The sequence below is a fragment of the Methylomarinum vadi genome, assembly GCF_000733935.1.
Taxonomy (GTDB): domain Bacteria; phylum Pseudomonadota; class Gammaproteobacteria; order Methylococcales; family Methylomonadaceae; genus Methylomarinum; species Methylomarinum vadi.
This window is the reverse complement of record NZ_JPON01000001.1, coordinates 2,772,122-2,793,707: the sequence shown is the minus strand read 5'-3', so window position 1 is coordinate 2,793,707 and position 21,586 is coordinate 2,772,122. Positions and strand designations below refer to the sequence as shown.

At 46.1% G+C, this 21,586-nt stretch carries 19 protein-coding genes; 2 read left to right on the top strand and 17 right to left on the bottom strand.

What is annotated here, in order from left to right:
• Nucleotides 1–27: 27 nt before the first annotated feature.
• Nucleotides 28–486: an EVE domain-containing protein gene (locus EP25_RS0113875; RefSeq protein ID WP_031434450.1), complete on the top strand. Its 459-nt coding sequence runs from the start codon at nt 28–30 to the stop codon at nt 484–486.
• A 296-nt stretch (nt 487–782) separates the two neighbouring features.
• On the opposite strand, the gene typA is transcribed toward EP25_RS0113875, so the two are convergent.
• The 4 genes from typA to EP25_RS0113855 all read right to left on the bottom strand — a co-directional run bounded on the left by typA (nt 783) and on the right by EP25_RS0113855 (nt 4,733).
• Nucleotides 783–2,600, bottom strand: a complete 1,818-nt coding sequence (typA, locus tag EP25_RS0113870) for a translational GTPase TypA (protein ID WP_031434449.1) — start codon at nt 2,598–2,600, stop codon at nt 783–785.
• A gap of 49 nt (nt 2,601–2,649) precedes the next feature.
• The gene (locus EP25_RS0113865) at nt 2,650–3,042 is read right to left on the bottom strand and encodes a rhodanese-like domain-containing protein (protein ID WP_031434448.1); all 393 of its coding nucleotides are present in this window, start codon (nt 3,040–3,042) and stop codon (nt 2,650–2,652) included.
• A 210-nt stretch (nt 3,043–3,252) separates the two neighbouring features.
• Nucleotides 3,253–3,834, bottom strand: a complete 582-nt coding sequence (locus EP25_RS0113860; protein WP_031434447.1) for a methyltransferase domain-containing protein — start codon at nt 3,832–3,834, stop codon at nt 3,253–3,255.
• Nucleotides 3,831–4,733, bottom strand: coding sequence for a LysR family transcriptional regulator (locus tag EP25_RS0113855; RefSeq protein ID WP_031434446.1), 903 nt, complete (start codon nt 4,731–4,733; stop codon nt 3,831–3,833). The genes EP25_RS0113860 and EP25_RS0113855 overlap by 4 nt, the downstream gene beginning before the upstream one ends.
• 513 nt (nt 4,734–5,246) lie before the next feature.
• On the opposite strand from EP25_RS0113855, the gene EP25_RS0113845 reads away from it, so the two are divergent.
• Entirely contained in the window at nt 5,247–5,429 is a 183-nt protein-coding gene (locus tag EP25_RS0113845) for a hypothetical protein (RefSeq protein WP_152555649.1), read from the top strand.
• Nucleotides 5,430–5,580: 151 nt separating this feature from the next.
• On the opposite strand, the gene EP25_RS0113840 is transcribed toward EP25_RS0113845, so the two are convergent.
• Genes EP25_RS0113840 through EP25_RS0113780 form a run of 13 tightly spaced genes read right to left on the bottom strand, consistent with a single transcriptional unit; the run spans nt 5,581 to nt 21,527 of the window.
• Entirely contained in the window at nt 5,581–7,359 is a 1,779-nt protein-coding gene (locus EP25_RS0113840; RefSeq protein WP_084191043.1) for a polysaccharide biosynthesis protein, read from the bottom strand.
• 47 nt (nt 7,360–7,406) lie between these two features.
• The gene (locus EP25_RS0113835; RefSeq protein ID WP_235186001.1) at nt 7,407–8,390 is read right to left on the bottom strand and encodes an MraY family glycosyltransferase; all 984 of its coding nucleotides are present in this window, start codon (nt 8,388–8,390) and stop codon (nt 7,407–7,409) included.
• A 23-nt stretch (nt 8,391–8,413) separates the two neighbouring features.
• Complete coding sequence (locus EP25_RS0113830) at nt 8,414–9,385, bottom strand: NAD-dependent epimerase/dehydratase family protein (RefSeq protein WP_031434442.1); 972 nt, start codon at nt 9,383–9,385, stop codon at nt 8,414–8,416.
• The gene (gene wecB, locus EP25_RS0113825) at nt 9,382–10,512 is read right to left on the bottom strand and encodes a non-hydrolyzing UDP-N-acetylglucosamine 2-epimerase (RefSeq protein ID WP_031434441.1); all 1,131 of its coding nucleotides are present in this window, start codon (nt 10,510–10,512) and stop codon (nt 9,382–9,384) included. The genes EP25_RS0113830 and wecB (EP25_RS0113825) overlap by 4 nt, the downstream gene beginning before the upstream one ends.
• Nucleotides 10,505–11,515 (bottom strand): polysaccharide biosynthesis protein, encoded by a 1,011-nt coding sequence (locus EP25_RS0113820; protein ID WP_031434440.1) that lies wholly within the window; start codon nt 11,513–11,515, stop codon nt 10,505–10,507. Before EP25_RS0113820 ends, wecB (EP25_RS0113825) begins: the two co-directional genes overlap by 8 nt.
• Before the next feature lie 15 nt (nt 11,516–11,530).
• Nucleotides 11,531–12,388, bottom strand: a complete 858-nt coding sequence (locus tag EP25_RS0113815; RefSeq protein WP_031434439.1) for a dTDP-4-dehydrorhamnose reductase family protein — start codon at nt 12,386–12,388, stop codon at nt 11,531–11,533.
• Nucleotides 12,388–13,641, bottom strand: a complete 1,254-nt coding sequence (locus EP25_RS0113810; protein ID WP_031434438.1) for a glycosyltransferase family 4 protein — start codon at nt 13,639–13,641, stop codon at nt 12,388–12,390. Before EP25_RS0113810 ends, EP25_RS0113815 begins: the two co-directional genes overlap by 1 nt.
• A 46-nt stretch (nt 13,642–13,687) precedes the next feature.
• A complete protein-coding gene (locus EP25_RS0113805; RefSeq protein WP_031434437.1) occupies nt 13,688–14,899 on the bottom strand; it encodes a glycosyltransferase family 4 protein in 1,212 nt (403 codons plus the stop codon).
• 37 nt (nt 14,900–14,936) lie between these two features.
• Nucleotides 14,937–16,031, bottom strand: coding sequence for a non-hydrolyzing UDP-N-acetylglucosamine 2-epimerase (gene wecB, locus EP25_RS0113800; RefSeq protein ID WP_031434436.1), 1,095 nt, complete (start codon nt 16,029–16,031; stop codon nt 14,937–14,939).
• A gap of 29 nt (nt 16,032–16,060) precedes the next feature.
• The gene (locus EP25_RS0113795; RefSeq protein ID WP_084191042.1) at nt 16,061–17,197 is read right to left on the bottom strand and encodes a glycosyltransferase; all 1,137 of its coding nucleotides are present in this window, start codon (nt 17,195–17,197) and stop codon (nt 16,061–16,063) included.
• 10 nt (nt 17,198–17,207) lie between these two features.
• A complete protein-coding gene (asnB, locus tag EP25_RS0113790; protein ID WP_031434434.1) occupies nt 17,208–19,097 on the bottom strand; it encodes an asparagine synthase (glutamine-hydrolyzing) in 1,890 nt (629 codons plus the stop codon).
• 15 nt (nt 19,098–19,112) lie between these two features.
• On the bottom strand, nt 19,113–20,570 hold the full coding sequence (locus EP25_RS0113785; RefSeq protein WP_051906684.1) for an oligosaccharide flippase family protein: 1,458 nt from the start codon (nt 20,568–20,570) through the stop codon (nt 19,113–19,115).
• Nucleotides 20,571–20,582: 12 nt separating this feature from the next.
• A complete protein-coding gene (locus EP25_RS0113780) occupies nt 20,583–21,527 on the bottom strand; it encodes a glycosyltransferase (protein ID WP_152555648.1) in 945 nt (314 codons plus the stop codon).
• Nucleotides 21,528–21,586: the final 59 nt, after the last annotated feature.

Sequence of the window (21,586 nt, the reverse complement as noted above, 5' to 3'; positions counted from 1 at the left end):
ACCGAATAATACCGCAGAGGAGAAATAATGAACTACTGGCTAATGAAATCCGAGCCAAGCGAATTCAGCATCGACGACTTGTTCGAACGCCCCGGACAAACCGAACCTTGGGATGGCGTGCGTAACTATCAAGCCCGCAACATGATGCGAGACGATATGAAAATCGGCGACCAGGTTTTCTTTTACCACTCCAATTGCGAGGTTCCCGGCATCGTCGGCATTATGGAAGTGGTCAGGGAAGGGTATCCCGATTTCACCGCCTTCGACGAGGATGACAAGCACTTCGACCCGAAAAGCCATCCGGACAATCCCCGTTGGTTCATGGTGGATGTCAAATTCGTCAGAAAGCTCTCGCGCACGATCTCCCTGCAAGAACTGAAGGAAAAAGAGGAATTGGCCGAATTGGCCCTGGTTAGGCGCGGCAATCGGTTGTCGATCATGCCGGTAACCCAGCAACAATGGGAATTCATCCTGAGTCAGGAGTGACCGCTCGACTTCGATCCCGAAATTTATGACTTTTCCTCCGGTTATCTCGTTCTATACGGTTTAAGTGCTGGCTTAATGCCCTTTATTGCTGACATAATTTTCAGCGAAATCCGGCTTACATTTTCGCCGGAATTTGCCACAATTACACCATCGCCGATACGGGAGAAGGATTTTTAGGATTTATCAACAGGAAGTTGCCAAGGATGGAAAAATCATGCCGACCAAGCGAACAAGGCGATATTCAAGGCCCCTGGAATGGGAAATTCCAGGGGCTTTTTTATGTTTGAATAGGTTGATTAGACAGCCGCCCTGGAAGCCCTTTTGCGCTCGTTTTCGGTCAGCAGTTTTTTTCGCAAGCGGATCGATTCCGGCGTCACCTCGACCAATTCGTCATCGTCGATGAATTCCAGCGCCTGCTCCAATGTCATTTTCTGGATCCTGGTCAAAATCAGGTTTTCGTCGGAACCGGCCGCGCGAATGTTCGTCAGTTGCTTGGCTTTGGTCGGATTGACCACCAGATCGTTGGAACGGGAATGTATTCCGATCAACATGCCCTCATACACCTCATCGGCGTGCTCGATAAACAATTCGCCACGCTCCTGCAGATTGAACAGCGCATAGGCCAGGGCCTTGCCGTTGACCATCGATACCAACACACCCCGTTGCCGTGATCCGACCATGCCGGCTTTCATCGGCCCATAATGGTCGAACACATGGTAGAGCAGGCCGGAGCCGGATGTCGCGGTCATGAATTCGGTTTGAAAACCGATCAAACCGCGCGACGGCATCATGTATTCCAAACGCAGCCGCCCCTTGCCATCAGGCACCATATTCAATAAATCGCCTTTACGTTCGCCGATCTTTTCCATGATCGCACCCTGGTGCTGCTCTTCGACCTCGATCGTGACCAATTCGAACGGCTCGCATTTTTCGCCGTCGATTTCCCTGATGATCACTTCCGGCCGGGAAACGCCAAGTTCGAAACCCTTGCGGCGCATGTTTTCGATCAGAATCGACAAATGCAGCTCGCCGCGACCGGACACCTTGAATTTATCGGGATCATCGGTGTCTTCGACCCGCAAGGCGACGTTATGCTGCAATTCCTTATGCAGACGATCGCGGATCTGACGGGAAGTGACGAACTTGCCTTCCCGGCCGGCGAACGGCGACGTATTGACCTGAAAAGTCATGCTCACGGTAGGCTCGTCCACCGACAGGGGCGGCAGCGCCTCCACCGCCTCGGGATGACACAGCGTATCGGAAATCTGCAATTTGTCGATGCCGGTAAAGGCGATGATGTCGCCGGCACGGGCTTCGGGCACTTCGACCCGCTCCAGGCCATGGAAACCGAAAATCTGCAGCATGCGGCCGTTACGTTTCTCCCCCTCGCGATCGACGATCGTCAACGGCATATTGGTTTTAACCACGCCGCGCTTGATCCTGCCGATGCCGATTACGCCGACATAGGAGTTGTAATCCAGGCTGATGACCTGCATCTGGAACGGCCCGTCCAGGTCGACATCGGGAGGACTGACTTTTTCGACGATGGTCTCGAACAACGGCACCATGTCGCCGCCGGTGGCGTCGTCGGACAAACTGGCATAACCGTTCAGGGCCGAGGCGTAAACAATCGGGAAATCCAACTGTTCGTCGGTGGCGCCGAGACGGTCGAACAAATCGAAAGTCTGATCGATGACCCAGTCAGGCCGTGCTCCGGGCCGGTCGATTTTGTTGATCACGACGATCGGTTTCAAGCCCAGGGCGAACGCCTTCTGCGTTACGAAGCGTGTTTGCGGCATCGGGCCATCGACGGCATCGACCAAAAGCAGCACCGAATCGACCATCGAAAGCACTCGTTCCACTTCGCCGCCGAAATCGGCGTGGCCCGGCGTATCGACGATATTGATGTGATAGCCATTCCAATCGATCGCGGTATTTTTCGCCAGGATCGTGATTCCCCTTTCTTTTTCCAGGTCATTGGAGTCCATCACCCTCTCATCCACCTTTTCGTGCGAATCGAAGGTTCCCGATTGTTTCAATAATTGATCGACCAGCGTGGTCTTGCCATGGTCAACGTGCGCAATGATTGCAATGTTTCTGAGTTTTTCTATCACTTGATTTCAAAATAAAAGTTAAATGTGCTGAATTTAGCCGCTCGGACAATCAACTCTGTTCCCACGGCAAGCCATGGAAACGCCAGCCGCCCAGATTGCCGCGATGTTTGTTCTCGTCCAACGGCCCTTCGAATCCCTCGACGATGTTCACCAAATGCCGGTAACCTTCCGCTTCCAGGGCTTTGGCGGCATCGACCGAACGCTGTCCGCTCCGGCAGAGCAACAAAACCGGCGTCGCCTTATCCGGCACGCTTTGCTCGACTTGCTCGATGAAGGACTCGTTCAAATGCATCCCGGGAAACTCCTTCCAGGGTATATGCACCGCGCCGGGCGGATGTCCGACGAAGGAATGCTCGATCGCGGTTCTGACATCCACCATGACGGCGGAAGAGTTATCCTGCATTAACTGCCAGCATTGTTTTGGATTCAGGTTTTCTATCATAATTAGCCTCTTAGGAGTTGGTAACTATTAACCCAGCCTTGTCACTGAATGACAAAGCTGGGTTAACTTCCCGATTTCTTCTATCGTCATCGTTTCCATGCTCTAGCGTGAAAACGCATCCAGGGACGCTTCGCGCCCCACGCCGCGGAGCGACGCAGATGGGTCCCCACCCAGGAGCATGGGGACCAGAGATGCGGAAGCTATTTAATACTAATTCCTAATTTGTTTTTGCCCTACATATCCCGCTTCATTTCTTGCACCGCTCGCCAAATCGCCTACACGCGCATATTCACGGTAATAAACCACTGCCAAAGGTGCGAATAACTTCAGCAATTCGTTTCTTTGCAGGAGGAACCGGGGATTACTAGGGCCTTGAGGGGTTAGCTTGTCGACGGTGAAAGTCTGGTAAAACAACAATCCGCCGATTTTCAAACTGGCTATTATCGCATCACACAGCGTCCGGTCAAGAAAGCGCGAGACGACAATCACATCGAAGACGTTTTCCGGCAATGTATGGGGCCCTATATCGAAGGCCTTCGTGGCGATAGACAAGCCTTTCCGTTCGCTTTCCCGCTGCAATTGTTGCACAGCAACCGGAGAGATATCCCACGCCTGAACCCGCAGCCCTTGCTCCGCCAACAGCAGGGCATTGGCGCCCAAACCGCAAGCCAAATCCAAGGCGATTCCCTGCTTGGGCAGCAGAAAACTGTGTTCGCTCAGCACTGCCGCGGCCGGCGGTTGGATATCGCTGTGGCGATAATGACTGTCCCATTTTTCTCGGTCTACACTCATGGCGTCATGCCGGTTTGCCGGGGCAACCATTCCTGAATGAAATCGACGAAAGAGCGAACCTTAGCGGATAAGTATTTACGATGCGGATAGACGGCATGGATATCCAACGGAGCGATGGCGTAATCTTCCATGATCGGTACCAATTTTCCCTTTTCGATATCCCTGCCAACGATATATTTGGGCAGCATGACCAAGCCCAACCCGTTGACGGCCGCCATACGAATAGGGTCGCCCATGTTGGCTTGCATCCTCCCGGTCACGGTAATCTCTCTTTCTCCCAGAATGCCTTTGAAACGCCATTTGTTGCGCGGTGGTATCGCCCAGTTAATCAGGCAGCTGTGATCCTCCAGGTCTTCCGGATCTTGCGGCGTTCCGTGCTCTTTAAGGTAATCCGGCGATGCGCAGACCACTAATGACGAACTGGCCAATTTTCTTGCCACCAGACTGGTGTCGCTGATCGGTCCCAAATAGATGGCGATATCCACGCCTTCGTCGATCAAATCGACTTGACCGCCTTTCAACATCATTTCAACCGACAACTCCGGGTAACCTTTCAAATATTCGGTCAGCGCCGGTGCGATTTGGGTCGCGCCGATCACCGGCGGCGCGCTGATCTTCAATACTCCCCGGGGTTCGCGTTGCAGATGAGTGACGGCGGCCTCCATTTCCTCGACATCCAATAAAACTTGCTGGCAACGTTCCAAGTAGGATTGCCCGACTTCGGTAAGACTAATATTGCGTGTCGTGCGGTTAAACAAGCGGGTATTCAGTTCGCTTTCCAATTGCATGATGTGCTTGGTCGCCATCGCTCGAGAAATTCCCAGGTCCCGCGCCGCGCCGGCAAAACTTCCGGCTTTCGCGACTCGTACAAATACATTCATACTGGTTAATTTATCCACCGATCTGTCCTCATTAAGCTGCCTAACACAAAAACTATTGACATTTTAATTGTTTCTCAAATAAATACAATCAATTTATCGACAACCCTATTGTAAACTTTTATTTAGGCTGTATTATATGCAGCAACTTCGCAACAAACTGTTGCTTCTTTTTCACAGACAAAAGGTTGATCGCAGTAAATAAATGAAAGACATAAACAAAGATATTGTTCTCGGTTTAATGTTTATCTCAGGTATCTGGAGCTTTATTTCCGGCCTGTTTATTTTTTCGACCATTTCATTCGGGAGCGCCGCTATTTTCAGCAATATGGCCGCAAGAACCCGAATTAACAGCTAGTTTCAACGATTGTAACTACCTCCTTGGTGTTGAAATTAACAAGTGGAACCTCCTCATAACACTCCGCTTGCATCTCTGCCTCCCATGCGCAACGCATGGGAGGCTTTTTTTTGCCTACAGGGAATGTAGGCAAGGAGCGTGACCGGTTTTTGCTCTGACCGCCAAGGATGGCGGGAATGTCGAAAATGCAGGAGCAATTTTCTACCTGCAAAACCGGCATACTTCACATCCCTGTAATTAAGCAGGACGCGGAAGCTTTGCCTACAGGGATGACAGATTTTTGCTCTGACCACCAGGGGATGGTGGGAATGTTGAAAATGCAGGAGCAGTCACCGAAGATGCAGAAGTTTTCTCTCTAAAGGGAGAGTCGATGATTTATCTGCAGCAACGATTTTCTGCCCGTTAATCGCAAGATTATATGTTAAGTTACGAATTCACTCGCAGGAGGCCCGTCCTCGGGCCGATGGAATGCGCCAGGTATCCGAATCGCACCGGGATATTCTTCCTGCATCAATGCTCTTGCTGAAATTCCGGCACCAGTTTTTTTAGAATGGCCAGGACTTGTTGATTGTCGTTTTGCATGCATGCCTCCGATAACTTTTCGATTTGTGAGCACCAAAGCGTTTTATCGTATCGTCTGGCCTTGGCTAGATGAATTTTTTCGAAAGCGGTATCAAGCAGCTGTTCCTGATCATGAAAAAGTTCTTCGTATAATTTTTCGCCCGGGCGCAAACCGACATACTTAATTTCAATATCCACACCCGGTCTTTTACCGCTCAGCCTTATCATCTGTTCCGCCAAATAAGCGATCTTAATCGGCTTGCCCATATCCAGCACGAAGATCTCCCCGCCTTGGCCCACACTTTCCGCCTGCATGATCAACTGACAGGCTTCCGGAATGGTCATGAAATAACGGGTAATATCGGGATGAGTCACGGTAATCGGGCCGCCTGCCTTGATTTGCTCGCGAAACAAGGGAACGACGCTGCCCGCGGAATCCAAAACATTTCCGAAGCGCACCGTGGTAAATCTTGTCGAATTCTCCTGATCAAGATTCTGACACAGAATCTCCGCCGCTCTTTTGGTCGTCCCCATCACATTAGTCGGATTGACCGCCTTATCGGTGGAAATTAATACGAAACGCTGAACACCCGCCTTAATCGCAGTTTCAGCCACCACCTTGGTACCGAGCAAGTTGTTGTAAACCGCTTCCCTGGCCTGATTTTCCAGCAAAGGAACATGTTTATAGGCGGCAGCATGAAAAATCACGTCCGGCCGATGTTTTTCGATTACGTTTTGCACCAGCGGTTGAATGCTAACATTTCCCAAAACCGGTTCGAAATCTAACTCGGGAAACATCCTGTTTAATACCGCGTCGATTTTGTACAGTTTAAATTCGCAATGATCGAAAATCACCAGCTTAGCAGGGCGAATCCGAGCTAATTGCTTGCAAAGCTCTGAACCGATCGAACCTCCGCCGCCGGTCACCATAATCACCTTGCCTTGCAGATTCTGCCTGATAGGTTGCCAATCGAGCTTGACCGGATCACGCCCCAAAATATCTTCGATCGAGACGTTCCGCAAGCTTTCTATCGTCACTCTACCGCTCAACAATTCCCTGACTGACGGCAAGGTCTGAAAAGGAACCGAACACCTCTCACAAATTTCGACGATTGTGCGCATCTGTGTGTCATTAGCCGAAGGGATGGCGATCAAGATCGCTTCAATATCCCATTGTTTCACTAATTCAGGTATTTGCTCCACTCGTCCCGCCACGCGAATCCCGCGAATTTCCCGCCGAAACTTGTCTTTGGCATCGTCGGCAAAAACGACAGGAACATAATCGGCATGCCGGTTGCTCAACAAGTCCCTGACCAGCATTTCTCCGGCGGCGCCTGCGCCCACAATCAACGCCCGCTTACCGGTGCGGCCAACTAAAGCGCGCTCTTTCCAATAGCGATAGATAAATCGGGGTATACAAAGAAATAATAAAAGAAGAAAAACGAACAAGGGTATAACCGATCGCGGCACTCCCTCCAAGCGATTACACAAAAACAAAGTCGGCGCGATCAAAACAGCTCCGAAGCAAACCGCCTTGGCAATCCTAATCAGATCGGGCATCGACGAAAAACGCCACATTCCTCGATAAAGTCCGAACAACCAGAAAGTACACGTTTGTATGCCGATAATTAAAGGTAAAAACAACAGGGCATGATACCAATATTCATCCGGGATCGATTCCAAGTTAAATCGCAACCAATAAGCCCCAAACCAGGCTAATGGGATCATGCTTATGTCATGAATGAATATCGTGGTACGAGAGCGGAAATTTATTTTCACTGAGTCAACATCATAGAACCGGCTTTAAAGCGATAAGCCAAAACAATTAAAGGACAATAGGCAATCGACAATCCTAGCAGGCTGTAAACGGGATAATAAAAGATCAGGATAGCGATCGGCAGCAACCAAAACAGATTGATCAGCCACACCGCTACCAACACCGTTAAATGTCCATATCGTTTTGCGGCATTCTGGTAAGCATGGGAACAATGCGCTTGATACCAGCGCTGGCCGGTACTTATCCTATATAATAAAGTATAAGTCGAGTCGACAAAAAACGCGCCGAATAACACCATGCCTACATAGAGCATTCCGGGTTGATGCCATGCGGCCATCAACACCAACACCCCCAACAACAAGCCCAAAAATCCGCTGCCGACGTCACCCATGAATATTTTGGCCGGCGGCCAGTTCCAAACCATGAAACCTGCGCTGGCGGCAAGCAAACACACACTAATTTGCGCCAATTGCGCATCGCTTTGATAGAAAAAAAAAGCTAATGATCCGGATACGAAAACGGCCTCCGATGCCGCAATTCCATCGGTGCCGTCCATGAAATTGAACAAATTGAGCCACCAGACCAAAAACAGGGTGCCGATAAGATAACCCATCGTCCCCAAATCAAACTGAAACGCTCCCACAATTAGCGTAGGAAAGCCTTGTAACAATAACAACGCCGATAACGCGGCCAGAAAATGCACCAAAAAACGCCATCTGGCCCTGATCGGCGTATGGTCGTCTAAAAAACCGATGACAGCCACTGGCATGGCGGCCAACAAAATAACCAACGTAACAACATCGATTTGCGAACCGAGGAACATTGCAGCCACAGCTAAATAAAAAGCAATGACAATCGCCAAACCGCCACCCCTGGGAGTCGGCGTAACATGCGAGCTGCGCTGATTGGGGATGTCCAACACATTGCGCCGTAACGCATACTGACGAATCAGCGCCGTCAACAATATCGAAGCCGACAACACTGCAAAAAAATAAACGAACACAATCAACCCAGATAGCGAATAATTTCGGGAAGGGATTCTTTTAACGTATGCTGGGGGACAAACCCCAATTCTTGGGTAATTTTATCAGAAGAATACCAAGCCGAAGCCGTCAATTTTTGCAACGCATCGCTATCAATGGGAAACCTGCTACCGGTAACTCGCCCAAACAGGTCGCCAATCCCGGCGGCCGCCTGCAACACAAACATGGGAACAGAATGATTGCTTGCCGGCTTGTCCAACGCCTGCCTGATCCAGTCGTAAATTTGCCGAGTCGAATAGGGTTGACCGTCGGAAACAATATAAATTTGCCCCGCCGCCTTTGGATTCTCTGCCGCCAAAATCGCCGCCCGCACAACATCATCGACATGGACCATCGAGCGTTTGTTATGATTTTCCGGCAACGGCGGAAAAATACCCTTCTTGACCGCCTTGATCATGCGCGGCAGATTGCCTTTTTCGGAATTGCCATATACCATGCAGGGTCGAATGACGACTGGATGGGGAACGTATCCTCCTTGTAATACCAATTGTTCAGCCGCGTTTTTTGATTGTCCATAAGGAGTGTCCGCCAATTCAATCACATCTTCATCCATCGGCTGTTTTTCAATATCGCCTACAGCCTTCACACTGCTTATAAAAATAAATCTTTCAACACCAGCGCGTTGAGAAGCCTCCAACAATCTCCTTGTACCTTCCGTATTGATCTGAAAATATTCGTCTTTACACTGAGCAGTTTCAGTCAGCGCATGCGCTTTTCCAGCCAAATGAAAAACCGTATCGATATTTAAACACGGATTCCTGCCCCAAGAATTTGAGGTTAAATCCAAATGGATTGCTTCCTGCCACAAATCGTTGCTTTCTAAATTAAACTGTCGATGTAAACCCGCTGCAACAAAATACTTTTCTTCTGACAACCGCTTACATAAAACTTGACCAATGAAGCCTGAAGCGCCAGTCACCAAACACTTTTTCACTGCGTAACCCGCCAAACAGTTCGATTAACATAATCGGTGTAACTAAGTACTATTCTCACCACCTGCTTGGATACCGCATGCCCTTGATAATCCTTAACTGTTTGCTTCACTCTTTTATCACGGTGGTGTTGATTAGTAATTACTTTAATCGCATCAAAAACTCTTTCTGTTTTGAGCCCGCTCATAATAAGGACACCTTCATCCATACCCTCAGGTCGTTCATGAGTATTACGTATCGTGATGGCTGGCAGATTTAACAGCGATGCTTCTTCAGTAATCGTCCCGCTATCCGAAAGAACGCAAAACGCAGACATTTGCAGTTTTATGTAATCCAACAAACCAAATGGTTTAACAAAACGAATCAAAGGGTGTTCAATATTTTCTTTAAGTTCAATTAAACGTTTTCGCGTTCGAGGATGTGTAGAAACTATAACTGGATATTTATACTTTTCCGCAATTCCATGAAGAGTCGAAACTAGGTCTTTCAAGTTTTGCATAGTATCAACGTTTTCCTCACGATGTGCGCTAACTATAAAAAACTTATCTTGTTCGAGATTTTCTTTAATTAAAATATCGGAGTCTAAAATTTTAGGCATGTAATACTCTAAAACTTCATGCATGTGCGAACCCGTTTTAATTATCGTTTCGGGACGAATTCCTTCTGCTAATAAATAGCTCCGTGCATGTTCCGTCAAAACCATATTAATATCACTTAAGTGATCAACAACCTTTCTGTTCAACTCTTCTGGCACACGCTGATCAAAACAGCGATTACCCGCTTCCATATGGAATACCGGTATCTTCCGTCTTTTGGCCGCTATCACCGCCATACAGGTATTGGTATCGCCATAAAGTAACAACGCATCAGGCCGTGCGATCGCCAGGATGTCATCGACCTTGGCAATAACATCCGCGATGCTCTTGGCGGCAGTATCTCCAGAAACATCAAGAAAATGATCGGGTTTGCGTATCTCCAAATCATCAAAGAAAACTTGGTTCAACTCATAGTCATAGTTTTGCCCAGAGTGCACTAATACATGTTCAACTTGTCGATCCAACTCGGCAATGACACGGCTCATTTTAATCAGCTCAGGCCGGGTGCCGACCAGCGTCATCACCTTAATCATTAAGCACCTCCTGGATATAGCCCAGCTTCATCAGCAAGGCTTTCACCTCGGCAACCGTTAAACGCTCGGTATTATGCGAGGTGTAGTCATCGACCTCAGAAATATGTGTTTCACCCTCGACAAAATATTTCTTGTAATTCAAGTCGCGGTTATCGGCAGGAATACAGTAATAGCGCCCCATATCCTCTGCTTTGGCCATTTCTTCACGCGAGATCAGTGACTCATACAGTTTCTCACCATGCCGGGTACCAATGACCCTGATTTTACTATCACTATTAAACAATTCGCACAATGCCTGAGCCAGATCGGCAATCGTCGAGGCTGGCGCCTTTTGGACAAAAATATCTCCCTGATTTGCATGCTCAAATGCATGCAAAACCAGATCCACGGAATCCTCCAGCGACATCAAAAATCGGGTCATGTGAGGATCAGTGATGGTTAAAGGTTCTTTCGCCAGAATCTGATCAACAAACAAAGGGATAACTGAACCACGGGAAGCCATCACATTGCCGTAGCGGGTGCAGCAAACAACCGGACCACCTTCGGGTATTGATCGTGACTTGGCTACAACAACTTTTTCCGCCATGGCCTTGGAAATACCCATGGCATTGATGGGATAAACCGCCTTGTCGGTACTCAGCACGACCACCCGCTTCACTCCGTTTGTGATCGCTGCGTTAAGCACATTTTCCGTACCCAGCACATTGGTTTTCACCGCTTCCATCGGATAAAACTCACATGAAGGCACCTGCTTTAGAGCTGCCGCATGAAAAATATAATCCACACCGACCATCGCCTGAGAAATGCTGTCATAATCACGCACATCTCCGATATAGAACTTCACCTTGTCGTTGGCGAGCTCGATGCGCATATCTTCCTGTTTTTTCTCGTCGCGGCTAAAAATGCGTATTTCCCTTACATTCGTATCGAGAAACCGTTTCAACACCGTATGACCGAAAGATCCGGTTCCTCCGGTAATCATCAAAACTTTATCGTCAAACATATCCCTTACTATTCCTCAGCGTACCAAGCGCATGTTTTCAATCAACTCCGGCCAGTCGGGAGCTCGGTAACCTGTAGCTTGTTGAAACCGACTTGAATCCAAAGAGCGATCAATGACAACTCGATCCTCAGGTTGAATGATAATATCCTGGTCATAAATTTCTGCTACTAATTTTAGCAAATCGTATTTTGCAATCGGCCGCGCTGAAACATGAAACAAACCACTTAGAGATGGCTTCGGTAAAACCCAATCATGTATCACTTTTGCCAGTTCTACCGTAGGCAAGCCGGAAAATATGGCCTTAGTATATCCCTTCACTTCTTTTTTCTGGGACAAAAACCAGTCCACTAACCCATGATTCGAATTCAATTCGTGACCAATAATGGACGTGCGCAAGGTAATCACATGAGCGTAATCATGCAATTCCCCCATATACTTGGATTTGCCGTAAAGATCCTTTGCATCTGATTCATCCGCTTCGGTATACCGCCCCTTTTCTCCTGAGAATACGCAATCAGTACTCACATGAATCAATCTGGCGCCAACCAACAAACATAACTTTGCCAGGTGATGCGGCAACAAGGAATTAATCGGTAACACGGCTAAAGGATCATTAGCGTTTTCCAGCTGTTTAATCAGACCGACACAGTTAATTACCACATCCGGCCTGATTTGTGCAAAAACGTCTAACAATGCATCCTGATTCAGCGCATCAATGCCAGTAATTAACCGTGACTCTATTTGATTGGAAAATAAGCGCTTTGCGGCTGCGCTACGGACCGTCCCCCAGGTCTCATGGATGCCTTCCTTGACAAACAATTTCAGTACAGCATTACCCAGCATCCCCGATGCACCAAGAATCAAAACTCGCATCAGTTTTCTCTCTCTTTTTCAGTAATTCTTTGCTTTAATATCTCAATCAATTTTTTTGCCTGTCTGCCCATTTCAAAATGTTTGAGAAAATAGGCGTGTCCATTGTTGCCCATGGCTACTCGGTCCTTCTCAGGCATATGGTAAAGCGCTAAAATGGCGTCCGCCAACCCTTTGGCATCTTCCGCCGCACAGGTCAAGCCGGCGCCAGACTCCTCAATGACTCTGGCTCCCTCGCCATCCAGGGCGGCAACAATCGGCTTACCGGTAGCCAGATAATCCTGCACTTTGCTAGGAATGGTCAACGCAAATATCGGATCTTGTTTCAACGTGACCAGCAATACGGAAGCCTGCTTCATCATTGAGGGCATCATTTCTGCCGGGAATCGTCCAACTAAATGCAAATTATTCAAGTCATGTTTTTGCTTTTGCTGGGCGACCCAGTCAGACATACTGCCACTGCCCATCATAACGATATTGATTTGCGAATATATTTTTAGCAATTTTGCCGCATTAACAATCGTGCTCACCCCTTGTGCCGTGCCGATATTCCCGGCGAACAATACCGAAAAACCGTTTTGCAAGGTCTCTATAGACAACGCATCTATCGCCTGCGGAGCATAAAATGTATCTTCAACAGAATTGGGATAATACAGCACGGGCACATGTACAGGCGACAACTTGGCCACCGGAGCGACAAATGCCTGCGACTGCACCAGCAATAAATCGGTATGAGCGTAAGAAAATAGCACTAGCTTCTCAAGCAACTTTAGCAACAAAGCAGATTCGACATGGCCCGTCGCTTTTGCGCTCTGGGGCCACAAATCCTGCACCCACAGCACCACAGGGACACGCTTTAGCCAGCCCAGAAACGAAGCAGGAATAACTTGAAAAACTGGAGAAGGCGCATAGACAAAAATCACATCGATTTTTTGCTTGCGCAATACAAAAGGCGCAAATAACAATCCGGATACAACAAAAGAGAGATAGTTAAGTGCCAATCTCAATGCATTCTGCCGTCCTCGCGCCAATATTGGAATGCGGAAAATCGGAATCCCTTGCCACGTTTCTTTCTGGATACCCAAACCCTTGTAGCCGGAAAAAAAAAGACCTTCCGGATAATTGGGTTTTCCGGTCAGCACGCTGACCTCGTGTCCCTGAGCTTTTAAAGTGCGAGCCAAAGCATTGATACGAAAACTTTCTGGCCAGAAGTATTGGGTGAATATTAAAATACGGAAACTTCGGAAGATAGACATATCGACAAAAACAATGAATTATCTAGTACATTGGTGTGGTTTGGCTTCAAGACACCTTCCCGCTACTGTAAATAACGGCTTTTCTATACGTTTGCAAAAGTAAAGATGCGCTCGCATCTATTGAAAATAATCTTTCAGCCCAAGTCTTAGCTTGCATCCCTAATGTCTGTCTAAATGCAGCGTCTAACAGCAAGCGATCAATTGCATCGGCCAGCAAATAAGGATCCGGCTTTTGAATCGCTAAACCGGTAACTTTATGTATCAATGCATCCTCGACGGGGTTTTTGATTGCCACCACACTAGGTATACCAAATAATGCTGCCTCGAACACCGGCCGTCCGCAAGCATTCAGGTGAGATGGAAAACATAGCACATCCAATTGTGGGTAAAATTGTCTGATATCCTTGATAAACCCTGTAAATATAACTTGCTGTTCCATTCCGTTTTTTTTGACATATCGCTTAGCCTCCGTAAGCACATCTTCTGAAAAACCCAGTTCTTTATACACCCATTTTTTTAGACCTGTTGTTTGTCTGGCATTTTCTCCAGCCAGAATAAATTGAATATTGCGGTTTCTATCATTCAAAAGAATTCTGGCTGCGGCCAGAAATTCATATATGCCTTTGGAACGGTGTAAAACTCCCGCCATGCCTACCATCACTTTAGATGATTCCGCCTTGTCTTGCGTTGCAACAATCTGTCCAACATCGATGCCGTTATGAATCACAACAGATGGCAACCATTGCGGGATAGATGCTCTGACAGTCTCATCAATGCAGATCATCGCCGTTGCATATTTTCTCAATGCCCGAAATACCAATTTGGACCGAAGGCTACCAAACCCCGAGTATTGAAGAGATCTGACATGGAAGATCATCGGTAGTCTGAATACCCATCTCGCCAAAATGGCAGTGGGTAACAGAGTAATTTCATTGACATGAATCAAGTCAAATCGGCTTTGTGATTTTTTTGTATGTAAAAGCGCAAATAAAACCAGTGGGAGAAAAAACAATTCTCGCAATAAAATCAACCACCTAACATTACGGTAATAGCCGAATCTCGTATGATCAAACTGGGCCAATCCAGCAGCTTCAATAACATGCATCCCGGCATCCCGGAAAGCTTCAGCTGCACTGCCTGCAGGCGTGATTACGCAAGCTTCTAGAACACACTGTTTTTTTGCGGCAAGATACAATTCGATCAAGCTTTTTGATGCTCCGCCAAATGCGCCAGCTGGATGTATATATAAAACTCGCATTAATTACTTAAGCTGCAAGATATATTTTTTTTATTTCTCATATTGCTTGCTTCCCTTCCTCAATCAGACTACTGGTTATCTTTTCACCAGCCTTGCCATCACCATATACATTTTCAACCCAGTCTGGTTGATTACCGATAGCATTATCGAAATTAATTGCTTTCTGAATACGTTGCACATCCGCACCCACTAGTGTATTCCATCCGATCTCCACTAGTTCCAGCCATTCCGTCTCATCTCGAAGCGTAATGCAAGGCGTTTTGTGAAAATACGCTTCTTTTTGCACGCCGCCACTGTCTGTGGCAATTAAAACTGCATTTTTTTCCAACATCACCATATCCAGATAACCCACCGGATCGAGTATTTTGACGGACGCGGGAACAGTAATGGCAAACTCTTGCAGACGATTTCGGGTGCGCGGATGTAGCGGCATCACGATAGGCAAGTGACTTGCCGCCAAACCTTGCATAATGTTGTCTAACCGTTCTGGATCATCGACATTTTCCTGTCTGTGCAAAGTTGCCAAAACATATTTCTTTTTAGTCAAATCAAGCATTGCCAGAATCTGGCTGCATTGCTCCGCCATTCTGCCATAATAAAGAGCGGCATCGTACATAACATCACCGATGTTCTGCACTTTGCTTACACTAATTCCCTCGTTCGAGAGATTATTGACTGCGGTTTTCGTAGGGGTAAACAACCTGTCTGCGGCATGATCGGTGAGGATGCGGTTGATTTCTTCCGGCATTTTACGGTTAAAGCTGCGTAGCCCCGCCTCTACATGCGCTACCGAAATATGCAATTTTACAGCGGCCAACGCACCAGCCAATGTAGAGTCAGTATCGCCATATACTAGTAGCCAATCCGGTTTTTCCTGGAGCAACACCTGCTCTATTCCCTCGATCATACGCCCCGTATTTTGGCCGTGTGTGCCACCACCAATCCCCAGATTGTAGTTTGGATGTGGAATACCAAGCTCCTCAAAAAAAACTTGCGACATATTGGCGTCAAAGTGCTGCCCCGTGTGAACAATCACCTCTTGAACGGGTGTTGCATGCTCCCTGAATGCCCGAGAAACAACAGCCGCCTTTATAAACTGTGGTCGGGCGCCTATGACGGTACATATTTTCATCTTTATGATTGATTCAATTAGGTGATTAGTTAAATTTGCTGACTCAAAATACTCTGCACCGCATTAATCATCACCTTTCCTTGATTTTCGGCATTGATTTCTTTTGCGGATTGAAACGACGCTTGTTTGAACTTGGTGAGATTTTCTGTTGTTAACTTATTCAAGGCACTGGCTAAACGCTGTGGTTCAAATCCATCGGCCACTACACCTAAAGTGTGTCGATTCACCAATTCAGCCATTTCAGGTGATGGACCAATTGCAATCATTAGTGATGCCTGCATGAACTCAAAAAACTTATTGGGCAAAGCATGTTTATGATTGAAGTTTGCTGGGGGCAAGATATATATTCCAACATCATATCTATTAATTATTCTACAAATCTCCTCCATAGGCACTGGATCCAAGAAATTGATACGTTTATCAGAAGATGCTAGAGATCTTAATTGCGCGAGATAAGCTGGATCAGAGTTAGTCAACATGAAATCTAAAGTAAACCGATTATCAAGATGCTTCATCATGTCGATCATGGTTTCCAAATGTCTGGCACGTATGCATGCTCCGTGATGAATAAGTCGGATTTTGCGTTTATCCACCCGGGACGGAGCAAGGTTTTTGAACGATGGAGCACTATAAACTACCTTAGAAGATATCCCATATTGCCGTTGGTACTCATCTGCAATTCCTTGACATACCGTCGTCATGAAAGTGGCACGTTTGAGATACTTTTTACAAAGGAAGTGATTGTAACGACCGAGCGTCACACGCCACAACAAGCTCTCCTCGAATTCACGCGGCGAGTATTCGTGTGCATCGATAATAACAGGTATGTTGTGTTTGATTTTATACAATAGCGGTAATGCGGAAACATCATTAGCTATAAATAAGTCGTATCCATTCACATCCAACAAACTCGCTGCCTGTTGAACATATGGCAAATGCCAGTATCTTGCTTCAAACAAGCCCAATAAGAGCAGCAAACCCTGAAATAGTTTATTGAATTTTCCAGATTGGTAATTTTCCAATTGCATAAAACGGATATTTGCATCCGGTTTTTCCCCAAAACCAACTACACTTATATCAAACAAGGGTTCAAGCAGCCTGATTTGGCGCATCACGCGCGGATCACTGCGAATATGCGAAAATGAAACAATAAGGATTTTTTTCATCTACAACTGATCACTTAAGGAAGAAGAGTTGGTACCAGCGAATAAAGTTAATCCAACGCCAAACCTGCCAGCTAAAGGACTTTTTACCAGTCACGATAAAATTAAACTCTTCAATTAGTTTTTGCTGGTTGAGAAAAGGCAATTCGATATCGACACTTAACCATCCTCGCACCTCATTGGACATACTGATTAGCCAGCTTTTTTCAGGTGTTTCAAAGCCGATTTTATCGCGACGGTCTAAAATTTCATCGGGAACGATACCTCGCATCGCTGCGCGAAATACGCATTTGGTTTCACCTTCTTGCGATATTAAATAATGTTCAGGAAGGGACAATAAAAAATTTGCTAAATCTGGTGTTAAAAACGGAACTCGGCTCTCCACTGAAAAACGCATGGAGTTTCGATCACCATGCCTAAGCAACATTGGTAGGCCTTTTTGCGTCAAAGCAAATGCCAATTCTGCGGATACTCTGCGCCCAGCTTCATCTGATGGGTTATGCAACTTAGGATAACTAAGTGCCACGCCTTTTTCTCGAAGTATATTGGCATCAATCCAGTCGGGGCTCAAGCGGCTACCGTTTAATTGCCGCATAAAATCATACAGACTTCCTTCTACATATTCGCCCACAACGCGCTTGATTCCGCCAGTAACGTTCCTGCCGGGCCAATCAGACCAATTTTTCAGAAATACAAACGCATCATAAAACTGATGCCTGTCCAGTAGGCTTTTGATTCGCTTGCCCGGATAACCGTTATATCCGGCCAACAGCTCATCCGCCCCTTGCCCATCCAGCGTTACCGTCACGCCATGTGACTTAGCCAGTTTAAACACGCGATATTGCGCGTAAATGCTAGTACTTCCAAAAGGCTCGCCTTGCGCAATAATCATGTCATCAAGGTCTGCCGCTAATTCAGAAGGGCTTACCATGACTTTATACTCTACTGCGCCTACATGTTGATTGACCACATCCACCCATTTTTCTTCAGAAACCAGGCTGCCCTGGGCAATATAACTGAAAGTGTTGATGGGCAAATCGGGTTCGACATGCCGCATAGCACAGACCACAGCGGAAGAATCCACCCCCCCCGAAAGCGCGGCTCCTAATTCCACATCACTGCGCAAATGCAGGCGGATATTATTCAAAAACCGCTCGCGCAACTCCGCCGCAGCGTCAGCAAATGACAGTGATTTATTTTCGGCAATCTGAGGTTGCCACCATTGTATTGGTTCGGAAATCGTCCCGTTGGCAATATTCACTTCAATCAAGTGCGCAGGCAGCAAATGCTTAACCCCCGCCAAAAAACTGTGCTCTATGCTGTCGTAGTCGCCATGCACCAAGTAATCATAAGCACGCTGCCAATCCAGCTCTATCTTCTCTGATTTAAGTGCTCTGATAGCGGCTATTTCTGAGGCAAAAAGAAAGTTCCCGTTTTCTATGGTGTAATAAAAAGGTTTGATTCCAAAGGGGTCACGCACGCACGTAATCGTGCTTTTTTGCTTATCAAACACCGCAAAAGCAAACATACCAACGAGTTTTGTTAAGCAATCGCTCCCCCAGAATTGCCAAGCGGCAAGCAATACTTCCGTGTCCGAATCGGTATGAAAAACACAGCCCTGCCTTTTCAAATCATTACGCAATTCACGGTAATTATAAATTTCACCATTAAAGACAATGCTATAGCGTTGATCGTGCGAGTGCATCGGCTGATGTCCACCAAGCGAAAGATCAATAATGGATAGACGAGTGTGACCAAGACTCACAGTTCCGCCGTCAACAGGGTATGATTCGACACCTTGGTCATTGGGACCACGGCGGCGTAACGTCTTTAAGCCAGCCTGTATCAGCTCACTCTCTTTCCTTGCAGATTTTGACCAGTAAGCGCCGATCAGTCCACACATAACTCTAGCCTTTTGTTATTTTTGTTTGCTGTTATCAAAAGCTAACCGTCCTGTTAACATAAAAACAAATTTTTGCAATTCTGAAGTTTTTATGCACCCACTAAACACAATAAGCCATCCTCCAAGAAAAACAGTTAGTAATGATACTAATATCCGTGTCATGGGCTCGAGCTCTACAAAAGGAAACCCCCACGCAAATGCAGCAATCGAGCAAGCTATAGCTACAATTCTTGTCCATTGATAAGGAACGTAATATAGCTTTTGGCTATAAATCATATACACAGAAAAAACGCTCAAATATCCAATTAAAGTCGCTACAGCAGCCCCCAGGACTCCCATATAGGGGATTAACAACCAGTTAAGAAGACTATTAATAATAGCCCCTATCAAGTTAATCCATATTAAATAATGGCTTTTTTTGGCGATACCAATCCCTGCAGCAAAAAAGTACATTTGAGAAAGTAAAATACCTGGGACTAAAAACGGAACTAAAATAGAGGCAGCATAATATTCTGGCGTAGTTAGAACAATTAAAATATCCTGGGCAAATACAGACAACATAAGGAAAGCGAACAAGCAAAGCGCAACAAAAACCCTGAATATACGCGCCATTTGATTCGGTGTATCGGGGTTTTTGTAGTTGTTATATACCAGCGGTACAAATGCTGCCTGAAATCCGGCAATAAACAAGCCGACTATTGCAGCCAAGCGGAATCCAATACCATAGATTCCTACCTCATGAACAGATAGAAAATGGTTTATCATGATCCGATCAATATAACTACTGACTATGACTGCAATCCCTGATAATACTAGGGGAGAAGAAAAGATTAACATCTCCTTTAGCCTCATGAGGTCAAAGCAAAAACGAAAAGTATGGCGCAAGAACCAAAGCCCAATGACAGTACCCACTAAAGTACCGAATACCATGCCAAGTAACAGGCCTCTCAAGCCCCAAACCATTCCATACGTTAGGTAAACCGCCATGCCGGCTGTACAGAATGTCATAAACAGACTGACTATTGCATATTGTTTACTTCGCAACTCCCAGCGAAATTGATTCTGAATCAGATAAAAAATACCATTAGCCCAGATATATAAAACACCAATCTGAAATTCTCTTCGCAGACCTTCTTTCCCCATCACCATCTCAGATAGTGACTCAGAGAAATTCAAAGCTACTAGCGAAAATGTCGTATAGCATACTAGGGTGAACCAAAAGCCGGAGGAGGCATATGCAATTCGAATGTTATCGTTAGATTGTGTCCTGTAATAACGAGCAAGTCCTTGTGAAACCTCTAAAGCAACGGTTATATTCACAAAGCTGGCAAAAACCAGCAATAAGTCAAGCGCGCCATAATCCGCTGGAGTCAATACTCGCGTGTATAGTGGAATAAGAATAAAAGACAAGCCGCGACTGACGAAAGAAGGTATTGCATAAATGGCGCTATCTTTAAAAAAAGCTTTGAACATCAAGAAAAACAGCTATTGATAAAGTTCCATAATAGCTTCGTTGACTTTTTCATAATCAAAATGACGAGCAACAAATAGCTTACCTGCATGACCAATCCTTTTTCTTAAATTTTTATCCAGAATCAACTCGGCAATTTTTTCTTTAACTGTATCAATGCTAGCAATTACAATCGGGCAGTCTTCATAATGTTCTTTTTTTGCTGTTTCAATCAAGTAACAAACAACGGGCTTTCCAAACCCCATCGCTTCGACGGCTAGTGATCCAAACCCTCCAATTAGCAATTGATCTAGAACGATGTCGGCTTTTTTTAACTCGCCAATAGCCTGGGAGTGCTCCATGTTCATGACTTCAATATATTCGAAAACAAATCCCTCTTTTTTCAATTGTGAGATTGCATCACGAAAAAACCTGGTCCCTTTCACTACCGGAGATGACGGCATATGAACAATTCTGACAATATCCTTAGAGTCTGTTTTAGAATCACATTGATTTAATGTCTGTGCGGCATTGGCTGAAAAGCTCAAGTTATGAACCCATATATCTTTTACAATCTTTTTAGTCTCAACATACTTCGATACAGATGCATACAAATTTCTAGGCGCTATAATTTGATGGCACCATAAGCCGTGCCACCTAAGCATCAAGACCTTTTTCCAGTCGTGCTTTTCATCATCAAGAGTACCTTTTAACTCTTTATCGACCAGATACCAGTATGGATTTCGCTGTCTCTCTAGAAATATAAGTCGAGCTTCACTTCCACAGTAAGTCATGATGACCCTTTTACCCATTAACCTCAGCAATGGTAGATCCAATGATAAAGGCAACAAGGAAGAACCAAAATAAAAGTGGAACACATCAAACTGAAAAATCCACTTCATGGCACAACGCACTCTAGTAACAAATCTTTTTAATCTATCTTCCTTGCCACTAAATATAGCCTTATCATGATTTGCCATGAAAGAATTAGGCCGCCAAACCACGAACTGAGGGTCATGTCCTTGTTGGCGTTGATATC